A 15,181-nucleotide genomic window follows, 5' to 3' on the forward strand; every position below is an offset into this window, starting at 1 on the left:
GCTTCATGTTAATGATTGATCACGGAGACGTCCTTCAGCGGCCAAAAGATCAGATCCGCACGGCCGACAATGTCATCCAGCGGAACATAGCCAATCATCCGGCTGTCCGTACTGTCTGAACGGTTGTCGCCCATAACAAACACATGACCTTCTGGAACCGTGCCGTCAGGGAAATCCTCATTCGGGAAATCCTTGTTGTTATACAAGGCATTGTTCTGGTGGGCCGCATCAACAGCTCCCTGGATGTAGGTTTCGTCTACCGGTTGGCCGTTGACCGTCACCACATCCCCTTCTACCTTCACGGTATCTCCCGCTACGCCGATTACACGTTTAATAAAGTCTCTGCCTTCGGACGGCACATGGAAGACAATAACCTCTCCGCGCTGCGGTGAACGGATGTCGTATAAGATCTCATTGACAATGACCCGTTCGCCGGTATGGAAATTAGGCTGCATGGAAGGCCCGTCCACTATAAACGGCTTAAAGAGCAGCCAGCGGATCAGGATCACCAATACCAGTGCAATCACGATCGCCTTAATCCATTCCAGCGCTTCATTCTTGGGCTTTTTCGCATTATCGCTGCCCGGCTCCACAATATCGTTCTGGCCTTGCTGAATATCCTGCTGCATAGTTTCACCGTCCTCTCTTTATGCTATACAGTACAGCAACGTTCAAACCGCTCCGGTGGTCCTTATATGTTTAAAATAACCCCACAAAGTGGGGCCTTCACATAGTATTTATATATTAACTCTCTCTAAGTAAACAGTCCCCGTGCTTTGAAAATATATGAAGAAGGCCCCAGTCTGCCGGCCTCTCTTGTATTCTGGAAAGAACGAAAGGGGCTTGTAAACAAGCCCCTCTCTTTGCCGCTATTAACGACGGATTTCTTTAATTCTGGCAGCTTTACCGCGCAGTTCGCGCAGGTAGTACAGCTTGGCGCGACGAACTTTACCACGGCGAGCCACTTCGATCTTCTCGATCTTCGGCGAGTTGATTGGGAAAGTTCTTTCCACACCAACACCGTAAGAAATTTTGCGGACAGTGAAGGTTTCACTGATACCGCCCCCGCGGCGTTTGATTACAACGCCTTCGAACAACTGGATACGTTCGCGGGTTCCTTCAATAACTTTTACATGCACCTTCAGCGTATCGCCAGGACGAAAACTTGGGATATCTTTACGAAGCTGCTCTTGCGTAATTGCTTGCAGGATATTCATTTAGGACTTCCTCCTTCCGTACGGGCGTTCATACATCTTCCAAAGAGCCTCGCTCTTCATCATTATCCGCAGAGGACCGCCGTATTCAACACAACAGAATTAATATTATCATAAGTGTCAGGCAAATTCAATATAATTATTTTTATTTTACAAAGGGAGCAAATCGCGTTTATTGGCTTTATCCTTGCAATCCTTACACAATCCGACGACCGTTCCATTATCCTGTGCATAAAAAATCAGCTTTCCGTTCTTCCGCTTGCACGAAGAGCACTGCTGCTCCGATGCAACCTGCTTGGCCCTACGGTGACTTTCCATGGATATCACATTGCCCGCCGTTCTTCTCTGCGGCTGCACAGGCTTGCGCTTACGGCCGCGATACACGGCGTAGCCTGCCGCTACGATCACCAATACCACGAGACCCACTGCATATTGCATATGCCTCATCCGCTCCCTTGACCAGCATATAGTCGGTATTCCTTTTGCTTATTTTAGCATAATCCACTCTTGAATTACAGCCGCCGGGCTCTCCTGGACTATGGTCCAGTGCAGCAACTGGTCCGCAGCCCCTTTTACATATTTTTACCAAATGTTATACTCTGGAATACATACGTACATAGATCAGATTTGTTCATTTAGGAGGAGCAGAACCATTGAACAACAAACCGAAAGTTACACTGATTGCTGCAGTTTGCGTTTTATCAGCCGTGATGCTGGCAAGCTGCCGGGAACTGCCGGGTAAGGAAGCCGCCGATAATCAATTCCAGGAGCGTTTATCCGGAAATTTTGGAGAATTTAATGCCGACGATCTAGAGCGGAATATCAGTGAGGCACTGGCCGAGGCCGGAGCGGATGCCGCAGACGCTGCAATTGCCGTCAAAGACCAGCTTAGTCAGGCTGTGGCAGCCGGAAGCACCGCTGTAGCAGAAGCAGGTGTCTCTGCCGCTGATGATCTGCTTGCCGCCGGCGGTGTGCGCAAGGAGCTGACAGCTTCCCTAGAAGCCGGCTCCGCATCAACGCTCAAGATCGACAACGCTGTCGGCGAAGTACATGTCGTTCCCGGTCAGGGAGCTGCCGTTGAAGTCAAGGCTGCCATTATTGTGCATAGCAGCAAATCGGATAAAGACAATGAACAGCTTCTGGAAAGCGCCGAAGTGGCCGTCAAGAAGAGCGGAGATACACTCACCGTGATCACTTACGCCAAGGATCATCCTAAGCAGAACCTGTGGAGCTGGGCGCAGCAGACTTATGGACATTCCGACATCAGCATTAACTATACAGTGCAAGTCCCTCCTTCCCTGACTGGCTTCGATATCAATACAGACGTCGGAAGAATCCGGGTACAGGATGTTCAAGGGACATTCGAGCTTTCCAGCGATGTCGGGGCTGTCTCTTTACAAAATGCCGGCATCCGCGGCAAGTCTTCCGTATCCACTGAAACGGGTAACATTGATCTTGATTTAACCGCGATGGATAAGAGCACCCGGCTGAAAGCGGAAAGCGCTGTAGGCCATATTTCCGCCGCCTTGGCGGAAGACATGAAGGTAACCCTCGATACAAGCACTGAGCTTGGCGGTATATCCGGAGCGAAAAAAGGCAAGCAGGAAATCAACGGCGGCGGTCCGCTGTTGTCTCTTTCAACAGAAATCGGCTCCATTACCGTTCAACGCTAGAGGTCAGGCTATAGGATTACAGTACAAAAAGTGGGCCCCTCTTGACAGGGAGCCCACTTTTTGTGTGGATTACGGAGCCTTTCAGTTCCATACTGCCACCGCCTTCTGGTGGAGAAGGAGCTAGATGAGTGCGATCGCCAGCAGCGTGAACAAGCTCAAGGTCAAAATTTCGCTGCCATAACCGTAATAACCGCCATAATAATTTCCGGGATAAAATGCTGAAGTTCTCACTTTACCGTTACCCTTCGTCCGCAAATAAACATTTTGGTTGTCTACATCAACAATTACACCCTCGTACCGCTTGCCATCATGAGTCAGGATACGTACCCGCTTATTTTTGCAATGCAAACAATTGTAATAGGCTTCCACCTGTGAACCCCTCCTCGCCTCGTGTTGGTGTATTGTATGAATGCCGGGATAAGCAGGCAACGGCAAGGGTACAGATTGCGGAGCTGTGAAAAGATTAACTTGTGAACAATGTGTGACTTTTCCGAGAATAAGGTTTATAATATGCAGTAGAAGAAAGAACACGCTTACGGAGATGTCCACCCGGAATCTTATTCGGTCAAGGAGGCCACGATCATGAGTACAGCTGAAAGAACATTTATTAACGAAGGTATTCTGCGCATTGCCATCTTTTTCATGCTGGCTTCGCTGACGTATACGGTCCGCAATTACATCTGGGCCATCGCGGTCCTCGCGGTTTTTGCCGTGTATGCTCTGGTAACCGGTGTGATTATGATGAAAAAGCATAAAAAACAGTCCGGACAAAGCTTATAGCTCACTGGAAATTATTTCTCTACAATAAAACCGCTGCTTACGGAAACTATCCTTCAGCAGCGGTTTTTTGCTCTTCTTTTGGAAGATGAAAGCGATTTAGTCTTGCAACAAATTGACTGCAGCCTTATAATGGTAAGCATCAACGTTGTTAACAGAGAAGTAAATAATACATAACAGCGGGGTATAGCGCAGTCTGGTAGCGCGCACCCTTGGGGTGGGTGAGGCCGTGGGTTCAAATCCCGCTACTCCGATCCGTTGTACATTTTCACTAAAGAAACTGCAACTGTAGGATTTTAAATTCTATCAGTTGCAGTTTTTTTGTTACATCCGGATGGTGCTGTATGGCGGCTGCCGCCTTTATATTATTTTAAAATATTCCTAAATTTTTATAGATTTTTCAAGAGAGCTATGCTATACTCATGGCACAAGGAAAGGAGGTGCGTTCACATCAATAATGACATGTTGAACGTATCCCTTACCCGGACCAACTGCTAATATCAGCTTTGGTGGCGCGGGATACGGATCATAAGTTTTAACTAGCGCCTCGGGTAGAGAGACCGTCTTCGGACGGTCTTTTTTATTTTACATTGGTTTGGACGTAGACATAAGAAAAGAGGACAACGCAGATCCCTCCGTATGCCCTCTTTCCTTACGCAGCAGCCTGAGAAGCCGGTTGCCGCTTATTTGATTCACCTGCTATTTTCACCTGTTATCCAGGCTTTGACTGTAGAAGAATGTACTTATGATTTACGGTTCGTATAGAAATCAATAATGTCATTCACAGTGCGGAGCGGCTCCGCTTCCTTGCGGGCAGTGTCCGCGCCCTGCTTGAGTTTTTCATGCGTATTCGCAGTCACTTGTTGTCATCCCTTTCGAATATTGGCTTGCTGTATATGGAGCTGCATTTGATGTTCCCGGCGCCTCTATTTATTACCCCGATCTCCGGAAAACAACGCACATTTGCTCGTATTTTTGTGAAGCCTTTGTGTCGTGTCAGGAATAGCCGCGGCTCCATAAATCTTCGGACTTTCAGCCTCTGTTGTCTGCAAACCTCTTGATGTATATATCGGTACATTTATTTAAAATTTTATATTCCCTTCACCCTCCCTATCCCCTCTGCTTAAACCATACTGTAACGACAAAAAACGTCTTCCTAACGTAATCTACGTTAAAAAGACGCTCAAAATGACTCTTCATTTTGACAGCTTTGTTAGCTGTCTATTCCTTCTCTCGCCCCTGCCGCTTTAAGCGTTCAACCGTCTGGCGGTCTTTGGCTGGCAGGTCCGCTGTATCCAGCAGATCCGGACGGCGTTCCAGCGTGCGCTGAAGCGCCTGCTCCCGCCGCCACTGTTCAATATTGGCGTGATGTCCGCTCAGCAGAATGTCCGGTACTTTCCAGCCGCGAAACTCTACAGGACGCGTATAATGCGGGTACTCCAGCAAGCCGGTGCTGAAAGAATCCGTAACCGCAGAGGTTTCATTACCTAGCGCGCCCGGCTGCAGCCGCACGACGGAGTCGATTACTGTCAACGCCGGTAGCTCCCCTCCCGTCAGAACATAGTCTCCGATGGACAATTCATCGGTCACCAGATGCTCGCGGATCCGCTCGTCATAGCCTTCGTAATGGCCGCAGATAAAGATCAGATGCTGCTCCTGGGCCAGTTCCTCGGCTATCTTCTGGTTGTAAGTGCGCCCTTGAGGACACATCAGGATAATGCGCGGCTTGGTTGAAGCGTCTGCCTCTGATCTGAATGGAGCAACTGATGCCGGAGCATCGACGTCAGAGACTCTTCCCTCCGCATGAAGCGTCTCTGCATCGCCCTTACCTGTCATTTTCCCTGGAGTTTCTTGCTGCTGCGCAAGTTCTAGTACATGCTCTACCGCCGCAAAAATCGGGTCCGGCTTCAGCACCATCCCGCCGCCGCCCCCGTAAGGCGTATCATCCACACTGCCGTGCTTGTTGCCCGAGAAATCGCGGAAGTTGACAGCGTTCAGGCTGACAATTCCCTTGTCGCGGGCTTTGCCCAGAATGCTTGTGCCAAACACTCCTTCGCACATCTCCGGGAAGAGGGTCAGCACGTCAATCCGCATCATGGCAGCAGCCCTTCCATCAGACGGATGGTCACTTGTTGCGCCTTGATATCCACATTCAGAACGACATCCTTGATGACCGGGATGAGAACCTCAGCACCTTTCGCCGGCTTCACCACCCAAACGTCATTTGCGCCCGGCTGCAGAATTTCCGTGATTACACCCAGCGGCTGTTCCGGCTTGCCCTCGATATAGACGGTGCAGCCCACGATTTGATGGAAGTAATATTCGTCCTCCGACAGCTCGACGAGATCATCGCTTGGCACCTTCAGCAGGCTGCCTTTGTATTTCTCGATCTGATTGATATTGGTGAAACCTTTCAGTCTGACGATATAGGTCCCCTTATGCTCTCTGGCCGCTTCGACCTCTACTTCAATTCTGGCACCGCCGTCTTCCGGTACGATCAGCAGCTTGCTGCCTTCCGCGAAGCGGACCTCCGGAAAATCGGTGCGCGACACCACCTTGATCTCGCCGCGGATTCCGTGCGTATTCACCAGCTTACCAACGGTCAACTCTTGCGTCATTCCTTTCGCTCCCTTCTCTTGCCTTATCCCCCGGCATAATGATTGATCCTTCTTATATATTTCAACAAAAAGGAGCCGGGATATACGATCCCTGGCCCCTTCTTGAACGCATCCATTAAGATAAAATATCAACGGTAACGCGCTTATCACTTTTGACTGCTGCCGATGTGACTACTGTACGGAGCGCTTTGGCGATCCGCCCCTGCTTGCCGATAACCTTACCGACATCATCAGGATGAACGGAGAGCTCATATACAATCAGGTGATCCTTCTCCACAGTCCGTACCGCCACATCCTCGGGATGATCCACTAAAGCCTTAGCAATAACGCCAACTAATTCTTCCATAGAGGACCCTCGCAATCAGTCATTATTTCTGTTGCTTCAGCTCATGGAACTTCTTCATCACGCCTGCTTTGGAAAGCAGATTGCGGACGGTATCGGATGCTTGTGCACCAGTTTGAAGCCATTTCAGAGCTTTTTCCTCATCGATCTTCACAACCGCTGGTTGTTCAATCGGGTTATAATAACCGATTTCCTCGATGAAACGTCCGTCACGAGGGGACCGGGAATCGGAAACCACTACGCGGTAGAAAGGCGCTTTATGCGCACCCATCTTTTTCAAACGAATACGTACTGCCACTTGATTCACCTCCTTAGAAAAGTATTAGAAAATAGGAAAGCTTTATAAAAACCTTTTGCCATCCCACCCAAACCCACCCTTCCTAAGGGAGGGCCCCAAGGGCTGCCGCCCTCTGGACACCCGCCAGTGCAACTGGCGAAGGAGCTTGGGGAGACGGGACCTTGCGACGAGTAGTGGTAAGAGCGCTTGCCGTCCCTACGGGACCCGCTTAACTGTGGCGCTATATTGCTGCTGCAATGTCAAAAGCTGAAAACCTAAGATCAAAAGCTTGCTCGATCTTCTGATGTTGTACTATGTCAGATCAACGGAACGGGAACTTCATGCCCTTGCCGCCGCCGAGACTCTTCAACTGCTTCATGGCGTTCTTCTTGCCGCCCTTACCCATGCCGCCCATCATGCCGGAGAACTGCTTCATCACCTTGCGCATTTCATCGAACTGCTTGATGAGGCGGTTGACCTCGGCGACGGACGTTCCGCTGCCGGCGGCGATGCGCTTGCGGCGGTTGTGGTTGATAATCTCAGGCTGGGCCTTCTCAGCCTTTGTCATCGAATGCACAATCGCTTCGACGCGGCCCATCTGCTTGTCATCCACCTTGAGGTCTTTCATGCCCTTGGCTTTGCCCATACCGGGCAGCATATCAAGGATCTGATCCAGCGGGCCAAGCTTCTTCACCTGGTCCATCTGCTCCAGGAAATCATCGAACGTGAATTCCGCGTTACGCATCTTCCGTTCCATTTCCTTGGCCTTCTCGGTATCAATGTTCGCCTGGGCTTTCTCAATCAGAGAGAGCATATCGCCCATGCCGAGAATACGGGATGCCATCCGCTCCGGATGGAACGGCTCCAGGGCGTCGATCTTCTCGCCCAGTGCAGCGAACTTGATCGGACAGCCGGTGACGGCTTTGACGGAGAGTGCGGCACCGCCGCGGGTATCGCCGTCGAGCTTCGTCAGTACAACCCCGGTCAGCTCCAGCTGCTTGTTAAAGCTGTCGGCTACGTTGACCGCATCTTGACCGGTCATGGCATCGACCACCAGCAGCACTTCGTCAGGGCTGACTGTCGTATGAATCTGCTTCAGCTCTTCCATCAGCTCTTCATCGATATGCAGGCGTCCGGCGGTATCGATAATGACATAATCCAGGTTGTTGTCCTTCGCATGCTGGAGCGCCTGCCTAGCAATCTCCACCGGACTGGTCTGGTCTCCCAAGGAGAACACCGGCACCTTGATCTGCTCGCCGAGAATCTGCAGTTGCTTAATCGCCGCCGGGCGGTAGATATCCGCAGCTACCAGCAGCGGGCGGTGGTTGCCCTTCTGCAGGAGCTTGGCCAGCTTGCCGGAGGTGGTTGTCTTACCGGCACCTTGCAGACCGGCCATCATGATTACAGTCGGCGGCTTGTTTGCCTTAGCCAGCTTGGCCTGGCTGCCGCCCATCAGCTCGGTCAATTCCTTGTTGACGATGTCGATGATGACCATGCCGGGAGTAAAGCTGTCCATCACTTCTTTGCCGACGGACTTCTCTTTCACCTTGGCTACGAAATCCTTGACGACTTTGAAGTTAACGTCGGCTTCCAGAAGCGCCAGACGCACTTCACGCATGGCTTCGTTGACATCGTCCTCGGAAACCTTGCCTTTGCCGCGCAGCTTGCTGAACACATTCTGCAATCTGCCGGTCAAGCCCTCAAATGCCATATCGGGTTCTCCCTTCCGTTACTCTAACCTCTGCAATGCATCCACAATTTCATTTAAACGCTCTTTGTATTCACTGGGCACTATGTCGCTGCCGGAAAGTCCGCGAAGTTCCTCCAAATGCCTGCTGCGCAGCTCATGCTTCACCAGCAGTCCAAGCTTCTCTTCGTAATTCTCCAGCACCTGCTCCGCCCGTTTAATATGTTCGTAGACAGCCTGGCGGCTGATTTCAAATTCCGCGGCGATCTCCCCGAGGGAGAAGTCATCATGGAAATAATATTTAAGGAACGTTTGCTGCTTATCCGTTAACAGCCGCTCATAGAAAGCGAACAGCAAATTGATCCGGTTGGTCTTCTCGAGCCGATCTTCCTGACTCATCAAGGGCACTCCCTTCGTCAAGGAAAAACACTTTACAGCCTCACAACGTCACTTATCATACCTAAAACAAAGAAAGATGTCAAGCACTTTTACTTGTCATCTTTCTCCGGATGAAAAATAATTTTGTAAGGCCGCTCCTTCCGCCATCAGCGGATTGGCAGCAGGTAGATCAGGACTGCGAAGAAGTGGGTTACGCTGCCCGCCAGCACGAACATATGCCACACGGCATGATGGAACGGGAATCCGCGCCACACATAAAAGATCGTTCCCAGCGTGTACAGAATACCGCCTGCAACAAGAAGCGTCATTCCCCCGCTGGCGACAACGGCGGCAAGCGGGCTCCAGGCGATGACGATCAGCCAGCCCATGGCGATGTAGAAGATCGTCGACATGAACAGGAATCTTTTGACGAAAAAGGCTTTGAACAGGACACCGAACAGGGCGATGCCCCAGATGATCCCGAACAGGCTCCAGCCGAGCGGTCCGCGGATCGCCACCAGCAGAAAAGGCGTATAGGTACCGGCAATAAACAGATAAATCGAGGAATGGTCGAAGAATTCGAAGAGATCCTTCCATTTCCCTTCCTTCAGGCTGTGCACCAGTGTGGAATTGAGATACAGCAGCAGCATGGTCGTTCCGTATATCGAGAAGCTGACCACATGCCAGGCGGTACCTTCCAGACTGGCATAAACAACGAGCAGAACCAGTGCGGCGATGCTCAGTACCGTACCGATTCCGTGCGTGATGGCGTTGGCGACCTCTTCCCGGCGGCTGTAAGTATGCGTGTTGGCCATAACAAAATCCTTCCATTTCGGTTTTCTTCTATTATATCCTGTTCTGCGTAGCCATTCCAGCCGCGCGGACGGGCACGATTACAACTGATATAATTCCTTATACTTGGTTTCCAGGTAATCGGCCAGATAATCCGGGTTCAGCGGTTCGCCGGTCACCTGCTCAATAATCTGCGAAGGGGTGAGGCTCGCGCCGTGACGGTAGATCTTCTCCGTCAGCCATTCCTTGATTGGCAGCAGGTTGCCTTCGGCAATCAGGCTGTCGAATTCAGGAAGCTCCTTGCGGAGCGTATGCACGATTTGCGCCGCATACATATTCCCCAGTGAGTAGGAAGCGAAATAGCCGAAATCTCCGCCCGACCAGTGTACATCCTGCAGGACGCCAAGTGCGTCCGTCGGAGGAGTAATGCCCAGATATTCCTGGTATTTTGCATTCCATACCTTCGGCAGATCTTTGACCTCCAGGCCTTCATTAAAGATTTGCTTCTCAATCTCATAGCGCACAATAATATGCAGGTTGTAGGTCAGCTCATCGGCTTCGATGCGGATGAAGGAATTGGCTACACTGTTAATCGCCCGGTAGAACTCTTCCACTTCCACCTTAGCCAGCTGATCGGGGAAATGCTGCTGCAAATCGCCATAGTAGCGTTCCCAGAAGGCGCGGCTGCGGCCAATGATATTCTCCCACAGACGGGACTGCGATTCATGGATGCCCATGGAAGCCCCCTGCGCCAGCGGCGTGCCGACCAGCTCCTTGCTGATATTCTGCTCGTACAGCGCGTGTCCGCCCTCATGCAACGAGCTGAAGATCGCGCTGGTTACATTATCGAGCAAATAATTGGTCGTGATGCGCACATCGCCCGGATTCAGTCCGGTTGCGAACGGATGCACGCTTTCGTCCAGCCGGCCGGCGTCAAAGTCGTAGCCCATCTGCCCTAGCAAAAAGAGGCCGAATTTCTCCTGCTGCTCTTTAGCGAAGATTTCGCTTAAGAAGCCGGTATCCGGCTTGTTCGGCGAGGCGCTGATCGCTTCCACCAGCGGTACCAGGCGGCTGCGCAAGCGGCCGAACAGCTCGTCTACCTTATCGGTGGTCAGATCTGGCTCGTACATGTCCAGCAGCGTATCGTATCTGGTGTCTTTTACACCCCAGTAGTCGATAAATTTCTGTTTCAACTCCACAATCTTGCTCAAATACGGCTCAAAGGAAGCAAAATCATCGTTATCCTTGGCCTCTTCCCAGATCGTCTGCGCCGTTGCGGAGAGCACGGAATACTCTTCAAACAGTTCGGGCGGAATCTGATTGCTGCGTTCATATTCCTTGCGGCTATCCGCCACCAGCTTATTCTCGGCTGCGCTCAACTGATTCATCACCGCCGGACGGCTGAAGAATTCCACCAGCTCGCTCATCTGCGGTGAGGTCTGCAGCTTGAAGGACTCGGTGCTGAGAATGCCGATGGTACCCGAGCGCATCTCCACTCCCTTGCGCGGCGCGCCGGTCCGCAAATCCCAGTGCATCAGTGCAATTGCTTCGTTGTAGGCCTGAATTTTGCCCAGCAGTGCCTTAAAAATATCCCATTGTTCCCGGACTGATTGTTCCACTATGGATCCACCCGCTTTCTATGTTTTACCCGCTCCTCTTGATGATACTTTTTTGAATGAGTATAATCAACTTCAGAGCTACATCTCTAATTTGAAGTATTAAAGGTTTGAAGTATTTACACATTTTGATTTGGGAGGAAGCATGGTCATGAGTCAAATCACAAAAATTATGGATTTTAACAAGCAATTTGTCGAGAAAAAAGAATACGAAGCTTATCTGACCAGCCGCTTTCCCGATAAAAAAATGCTGATCATCACATGCATGGACACCCGGCTTGTGGAGCTGCTGCCTAAGGCGATGAATTTCAAGAACGGTGATGTTAAAATCATCAAAAATGCGGGTGCGGTCATTTCCCAGCCCTTCGGGAGCGTCATGCGCAGTGTAATGGTCGCTTTATATGAGCTGGACGCCGATGAAGTCATCGTCGTGGGCCACTATGAATGCGGCATGGCCTCGCTGAATGCGGAACGGATGATTAACTCGATCAAAGAGCGCGGCGTTTCCGAGGAAGTACTCAGCACACTTGAAAATTCAGGAATTAAGCTGACGAAGTGGCTGCGCGGGTTTGACAACGTTCAGGACGGGGTAATTCAGACTGTGGAGCTGATTAAGCGCCATCCCTTACTCCCCCCCAAGGTACCTGTACACGGCATGATCATCGATCCGTCTACCGGAGCGCTTGAACTCGTCGTTGACGGGTATAGCGGAGCATAAGGCAACTCTCTGAACTCTTTTTTGACGGAGATCCACGGGATCTCCGTCCTTTTTTTGCGGAATTTTTGCGGAATTTTTGCGGAATTTTTGCGGACAGAGTTACTTTATGGGCTTAATAAGCAGCTTTCGTAATATTTTTTTGCAAAAATAAAAAAGTTTTTAATTAAATTTGAAACCTCCGCGAACCTGCTGACGTATTACCGTGCATACCATAATTCTAGGAGGGTATCTATACTCAATGAAATTGAAACGCGTACTGATGATTGTAATGGCTTTCACCCTGTTTTTTGCCGTAACGACACCGGATTTTGCGGATGCGAAACGCGGCGGCTTTAAATCCGGCACGCGGAGCTTCACCACGACTCCGAAGAAATCAACGACAGACAGCGTGAAACCAAACGATAGCAGCAGAGGCACCACATCCACCGGTGCAGCGGCCACAACCGCGAACCGCGGATTCTTCAGCGGCGGCGGCCTGATGAAAGGCCTGATGATCGGCGGAATCGCCGGCATGCTCTTCGGCGGAATGTTCGCCGGCATGGGCGCCTTTGGCAACATTCTGGGACTGGCCATCAACCTGCTGGCCATCTATCTGGTCTTCATGCTCGTAATGTCCTTTATCCGCAGCCGCCAGCAGCGGCGCAAATGGCAGGAAAGGGATGACCGTTACTGATGGCAGCAACCGTTCTGAGCATGGACGAAATTATTAACGCCGTATGTCTGCATATGGCGGAGCGCAAGGGCGTGCGTGTCCAGGAGGTTCAGGTCGAGCTGAGCTGGGATGAAGATACCGGCTATACCGCCGAGGTCTGGATTCAGGGACGCAGCCAATATTTAGTGGAATCGAATCTGAACGAAGCGATCCTCCGCTATCTGCACAGCGAGTACGGCATCCGTGCTTACCGCGAGAATGTGCGGCTGGAGCTGGACGAAGAAATTACGGCAGTGGTGACCACATAAAGATAGGTTAAGGAAAAAGGGACAGCCTGACGGCTGTCCCTTTTTGGATACGTTGCTGTGTTTTGTATAGAACCAACCTAATTTACTACTACATAATAGAATCCGAGGATGAAGATGCACATGGTGGAAGCAACGGACAGCAAGGTGAAAAACCGGTTCCAGTTATAGTTCTTCATTCGTTCTGTACACCACCAAAATTGTGCTCCGCTGATGCTCGGAACCGTCGCGGGCCGCCTTAACCACCGAGCCATAGCAAACGTTGACCACCTGCTCCTCACGAAGCGTCTTCAGAAACTCATTGGCCGTATTGACGGCATAGGAGTTATCCGCATCCACAAACTCTTTGACCTGAATCATGTTCTTCTCCTTTGGCTGGAAAGCCTTCACAAATAGTAAGGCACCCCGCAGACTACCGCGAAATGCCCAAATTTCAGTCTATCTTAACACCCGGTGTAAGCAGGGTCAATAGCTTTTTTCATAATATTTCACATTTTTTCATTTACCAGTGTTCAATTAGAGCCCATATTCCGGATACATCAGCTATAAAAATATTGCGTAACTGTTCCCTTACCGTCCGCGATCTCCACTTCGGCATACGCAAATAAGAACGTATTTTGGGGGCTAAAAACAAAGAACCCGCGCTAGACGCGGGCTCTCACGGGAAAGCTAAATATTTGAACAGCTACAACAACGAAATGGCCAGCAGCTCATACAGCACCAGCGGCAGGATGGCATTACCGCTTACCGGGCCCGGATATGGATACGGCGGATAGGGGTACGGCTTGTAATAGGGGTTGTAGAATCCCCGGACCTGGTCGGTGCTGACCGTAATGAACAGGTACACATTTTTGCTGTCCATGCCGGCAAGAATACCTTCATGCGTATTCCCGTCATGCGTCTGTACTTTTACTTTGTGGTTCAGGTACGGCTTGCAGGTCTGGTGCAGCGTATTGCGGACATGGTGATAATGCCTGGCGGCATCGGGGTCTGCCTGATAAATCATCGAAGCCCGCACATCTGGAGAATAAATCGACATGATTATTGAACCTCCGAGAAAATCGATTTTGCTCCATTCTATGCGGATGCCCATCAGATGGTGCACTCCTCGCCCCGCTACCGGCAATATCCGGATTACTTCACCTTAAAAAGCAACCCCGATGCCGCCTTCCCCGGCATAGGTGCCCATAACAGGTCCCATGCTGGATAACAATACCTCCTTGAACGGATGCTTCGCCAGAATACGCTCTTGAATCTCCAGCGCCAGCTTCTCACAATTGCTGTGAACGATAGCGATAACCGCCTGCTCATAATCATGCTGTTTCTCATCCAGCTTGGCCAGCAGCTGGTTCAGCGCTTTCGGCAGGCCCCGTGTCTTCTCCACGACCTCTACTCTGCCTTCGTCGCTGATTTTGAGCAGCAGCTTAATGTTCAGCACTGAAGCCACCGCTCCGGACAAACGGTTGAGCCGGCCGCCCTTAATGACATTTTCCAGCGTATCGAGCGTAAAGTATGCGTTCACATCTTCAATCTGTGCGAGCACTTTTGCTTTTAGTTCAGCCAGGCTAATGCCCTCGCTTGCCCATTTCGCAGCCAAAGCTACAATAAGGGACAGTCCGCCTGAGAAGTTCAGCGAATCGATCACTTCGATGTTGCCGCCGTTCCCTTCATCCTCATAAATGTCCTTGGCGATTAACGCGGCTTGATACGTGCTGCTGATATTGGACGACATACTGATGACCAGGATATCCTTTCCCGGTTCCACCTGCTTAAATGTATTTACAAATTCCTGCGGACTGGGGCTTGCTGTCGTAGGCAGCTCCTTGGATGCCACCATCCGGGAATAAAATTCCTTCGTATCCGTCTCTGCCGGCATCAGCTCATGCCCGAAATGGACGGGCAGATGGACAATGCCGATATCATATTGGTCAATGTAAGCCTGAGGTAAGTCGGAACCGCTGTCCGTAATAATCTTGATGGTCATCAGGGCGCTCTCCTTTCAATTCTACCCCATTATATCCACCCTGCCGGGGCTCAAATAGTATGATATATAACTTGCCAAAATGAGGATTCTGTGCATGGTGACATAAATGGTCTTTAGCCCCAAATATTATGCGGTTTTCATTTGCAG

The 15,181-nt window shown here is 50.7% G+C and carries 20 protein-coding genes and 1 tRNA gene; 6 read left to right on the forward strand and 15 right to left on the reverse strand.

What is annotated here, in order from left to right; genetic code table 11:
• Window positions 1-8: 8 nt before the first annotated feature.
• From lepB to F1381_RS12300, 3 genes are all read right to left on the reverse strand, one after another.
• Entirely contained in the window at window positions 9-629 is a 621-nt protein-coding gene (gene lepB, locus F1381_RS12290) for a signal peptidase I (protein WP_151735153.1), read from the reverse strand.
• A gap of 243 nt (window positions 630-872) precedes the next feature.
• A complete protein-coding gene (rplS, locus tag F1381_RS12295) occupies window positions 873-1,217 on the reverse strand; it encodes a 50S ribosomal protein L19 (protein ID WP_042128973.1) in 345 nt (114 codons plus the stop codon).
• A 147-nt stretch (window positions 1,218-1,364) separates the two neighbouring features.
• A complete protein-coding gene (locus F1381_RS12300) occupies window positions 1,365-1,652 on the reverse strand; it encodes a hypothetical protein (protein ID WP_151735154.1) in 288 nt (95 codons plus the stop codon).
• A 215-nt stretch (window positions 1,653-1,867) separates the two neighbouring features.
• Here F1381_RS12300 and F1381_RS12305 point away from each other — a divergent pair, with 215 nt between their 5' ends.
• Window positions 1,868-2,887: a DUF4097 family beta strand repeat-containing protein gene (locus F1381_RS12305; protein WP_151735155.1), complete on the forward strand. Its 1,020-nt coding sequence runs from the start codon at window positions 1,868-1,870 to the stop codon at window positions 2,885-2,887.
• A 120-nt stretch (window positions 2,888-3,007) separates the two neighbouring features.
• On the opposite strand, the gene F1381_RS12310 is transcribed toward F1381_RS12305, so the two are convergent.
• Window positions 3,008-3,256 (reverse strand): LSm family protein, encoded by a 249-nt coding sequence (locus tag F1381_RS12310; protein WP_151735156.1) that lies wholly within the window; start codon window positions 3,254-3,256, stop codon window positions 3,008-3,010.
• A 213-nt stretch (window positions 3,257-3,469) separates the two neighbouring features.
• On the opposite strand from F1381_RS12310, the gene F1381_RS12315 reads away from it, so the two are divergent.
• Entirely contained in the window at window positions 3,470-3,667 is a 198-nt protein-coding gene (locus tag F1381_RS12315; protein WP_151735157.1) for a hypothetical protein, read from the forward strand.
• Window positions 3,668-3,844: 177 nt separating this feature from the next.
• Window positions 3,845-3,918, forward strand: a tRNA-Pro gene (locus tag F1381_RS12320).
• A 967-nt stretch (window positions 3,919-4,885) separates the two neighbouring features.
• On the opposite strand, the gene trmD is transcribed toward F1381_RS12320, so the two are convergent.
• The 8 genes from trmD to F1381_RS12360 form a co-directional block, all read right to left on the reverse strand.
• Window positions 4,886-5,758, reverse strand: coding sequence for a tRNA (guanosine(37)-N1)-methyltransferase TrmD (trmD, locus tag F1381_RS12325; RefSeq protein ID WP_151735287.1), 873 nt, complete (start codon window positions 5,756-5,758; stop codon window positions 4,886-4,888).
• Window positions 5,758-6,282 (reverse strand): ribosome maturation factor RimM, encoded by a 525-nt coding sequence (gene rimM, locus F1381_RS12330; RefSeq protein WP_151735158.1) that lies wholly within the window; start codon window positions 6,280-6,282, stop codon window positions 5,758-5,760. The genes trmD and rimM overlap by 1 nt, the downstream gene beginning before the upstream one ends.
• Before the next feature lie 115 nt (window positions 6,283-6,397).
• Window positions 6,398-6,628: a KH domain-containing protein gene (locus F1381_RS12335; protein WP_020432321.1), complete on the reverse strand. Its 231-nt coding sequence runs from the start codon at window positions 6,626-6,628 to the stop codon at window positions 6,398-6,400.
• Window positions 6,629-6,650: 22 nt separating this feature from the next.
• Window positions 6,651-6,923, reverse strand: coding sequence for a 30S ribosomal protein S16 (gene rpsP / locus F1381_RS12340; RefSeq protein ID WP_150267586.1), 273 nt, complete (start codon window positions 6,921-6,923; stop codon window positions 6,651-6,653).
• Between the two features lie 301 nt (window positions 6,924-7,224).
• Window positions 7,225-8,613, reverse strand: coding sequence for a signal recognition particle protein (gene ffh / locus F1381_RS12345; RefSeq protein WP_151735159.1), 1,389 nt, complete (start codon window positions 8,611-8,613; stop codon window positions 7,225-7,227).
• An 18-nt stretch (window positions 8,614-8,631) separates the two neighbouring features.
• A complete protein-coding gene (locus tag F1381_RS12350) occupies window positions 8,632-8,988 on the reverse strand; it encodes a putative DNA-binding protein (protein ID WP_151735160.1) in 357 nt (118 codons plus the stop codon).
• Window positions 8,989-9,134: 146 nt separating this feature from the next.
• Window positions 9,135-9,782, reverse strand: a complete 648-nt coding sequence (trhA, locus tag F1381_RS12355) for a PAQR family membrane homeostasis protein TrhA (protein ID WP_151735161.1) — start codon at window positions 9,780-9,782, stop codon at window positions 9,135-9,137.
• Between the two features lie 78 nt (window positions 9,783-9,860).
• Window positions 9,861-11,378: a carboxypeptidase M32 gene (locus F1381_RS12360; RefSeq protein WP_151735162.1), complete on the reverse strand. Its 1,518-nt coding sequence runs from the start codon at window positions 11,376-11,378 to the stop codon at window positions 9,861-9,863.
• 148 nt (window positions 11,379-11,526) lie between these two features.
• Between F1381_RS12360 and F1381_RS12365 the strand changes: the two genes are divergently transcribed.
• From F1381_RS12365 to F1381_RS12375, 3 genes are all read left to right on the forward strand, one after another.
• Complete coding sequence (locus F1381_RS12365; protein ID WP_151735163.1) at window positions 11,527-12,093, forward strand: beta-class carbonic anhydrase; 567 nt, start codon at window positions 11,527-11,529, stop codon at window positions 12,091-12,093.
• Between the two features lie 238 nt (window positions 12,094-12,331).
• Window positions 12,332-12,766, forward strand: a complete 435-nt coding sequence (locus tag F1381_RS12370; protein WP_187355311.1) for a hypothetical protein — start codon at window positions 12,332-12,334, stop codon at window positions 12,764-12,766.
• Window positions 12,766-13,053 (forward strand): YxcD family protein, encoded by a 288-nt coding sequence (locus tag F1381_RS12375; protein ID WP_151735164.1) that lies wholly within the window; start codon window positions 12,766-12,768, stop codon window positions 13,051-13,053. Before F1381_RS12370 ends, F1381_RS12375 begins: the two co-directional genes overlap by 1 nt.
• Before the next feature lie 162 nt (window positions 13,054-13,215).
• Here the strand turns inward: F1381_RS12375 and F1381_RS12380 are convergent, their stop codons facing one another.
• The 3 genes from F1381_RS12380 to F1381_RS12390 form a co-directional block, all read right to left on the reverse strand.
• Window positions 13,216-13,410 carry a sporulation protein Cse60 gene (locus F1381_RS12380; protein WP_151735165.1) on the reverse strand — a complete coding sequence of 65 codons (195 nt, stop codon included), beginning with the start codon at window positions 13,408-13,410 and terminating at the stop codon, window positions 13,216-13,218.
• A 325-nt stretch (window positions 13,411-13,735) separates the two neighbouring features.
• The gene (locus F1381_RS12385) at window positions 13,736-14,143 is read right to left on the reverse strand and encodes an LSm family protein (protein WP_151735166.1); all 408 of its coding nucleotides are present in this window, start codon (window positions 14,141-14,143) and stop codon (window positions 13,736-13,738) included.
• A gap of 51 nt (window positions 14,144-14,194) precedes the next feature.
• A complete protein-coding gene (locus tag F1381_RS12390) occupies window positions 14,195-15,034 on the reverse strand; it encodes a DegV family protein (RefSeq protein WP_151735167.1) in 840 nt (279 codons plus the stop codon).
• Between the last annotated feature and the right edge of the window lie 147 nt (window positions 15,035-15,181).

Origin of the sequence: Paenibacillus tengchongensis (genome assembly GCF_008973665.1) — a bacterium.
In the GTDB taxonomy this organism is placed as follows: Bacteria; Bacillota; Bacilli; order Paenibacillales; family Paenibacillaceae; genus Paenibacillus_AQ; species Paenibacillus_AQ tengchongensis.

Bases quoted from the DNA above. Each gene is read 5' to 3' on its own strand.
- lepB (WP_151735153.1), bottom strand. From the start codon at position 629: ATGCAGCAGGATATTCAGCAAGGCCAGAACGATATTGTGGAGCCGGGC.
- rplS (WP_042128973.1), bottom strand. From the start codon at position 1,217: ATGAATATCCTGCAAGCAATTACGCAAGAGCAGCTTCGTAAAGATATC.
- F1381_RS12300 (WP_151735154.1), bottom strand. From the start codon at position 1,652: ATGCAATATGCAGTGGGTCTCGTGGTATTGGTGATCGTAGCGGCAGGC.
- F1381_RS12315 (WP_151735157.1), top strand. From the start codon at position 3,470: ATGAGTACAGCTGAAAGAACATTTATTAACGAAGGTATTCTGCGCATT.
- trmD (WP_151735287.1), bottom strand. From the start codon at position 5,758: ATGCGGATTGACGTGCTGACCCTCTTCCCGGAGATGTGCGAAGGAGTG.
- rimM (WP_151735158.1), bottom strand. From the start codon at position 6,282: ATGACGCAAGAGTTGACCGTTGGTAAGCTGGTGAATACGCACGGAATC.
- F1381_RS12335 (WP_020432321.1), bottom strand. From the start codon at position 6,628: ATGGAAGAATTAGTTGGCGTTATTGCTAAGGCTTTAGTGGATCATCCC.
- ffh (WP_151735159.1), bottom strand. From the start codon at position 8,613: ATGGCATTTGAGGGCTTGACCGGCAGATTGCAGAATGTGTTCAGCAAG.
- F1381_RS12350 (WP_151735160.1), bottom strand. From the start codon at position 8,988: ATGAGTCAGGAAGATCGGCTCGAGAAGACCAACCGGATCAATTTGCTG.
- trhA (WP_151735161.1), bottom strand. From the start codon at position 9,782: ATGGCCAACACGCATACTTACAGCCGCCGGGAAGAGGTCGCCAACGCC.
- F1381_RS12365 (WP_151735163.1), top strand. From the start codon at position 11,527: ATGAGTCAAATCACAAAAATTATGGATTTTAACAAGCAATTTGTCGAG.
- F1381_RS12370 (WP_187355311.1), top strand. From the start codon at position 12,332: ATGAAATTGAAACGCGTACTGATGATTGTAATGGCTTTCACCCTGTTT.
- F1381_RS12375 (WP_151735164.1), top strand. From the start codon at position 12,766: ATGGCAGCAACCGTTCTGAGCATGGACGAAATTATTAACGCCGTATGT.
- F1381_RS12380 (WP_151735165.1), bottom strand. From the start codon at position 13,410: ATGATTCAGGTCAAAGAGTTTGTGGATGCGGATAACTCCTATGCCGTC.
- F1381_RS12385 (WP_151735166.1), bottom strand. From the start codon at position 14,143: ATGGGCATCCGCATAGAATGGAGCAAAATCGATTTTCTCGGAGGTTCA.
- F1381_RS12390 (WP_151735167.1), bottom strand. From the start codon at position 15,034: ATGACCATCAAGATTATTACGGACAGCGGTTCCGACTTACCTCAGGCT.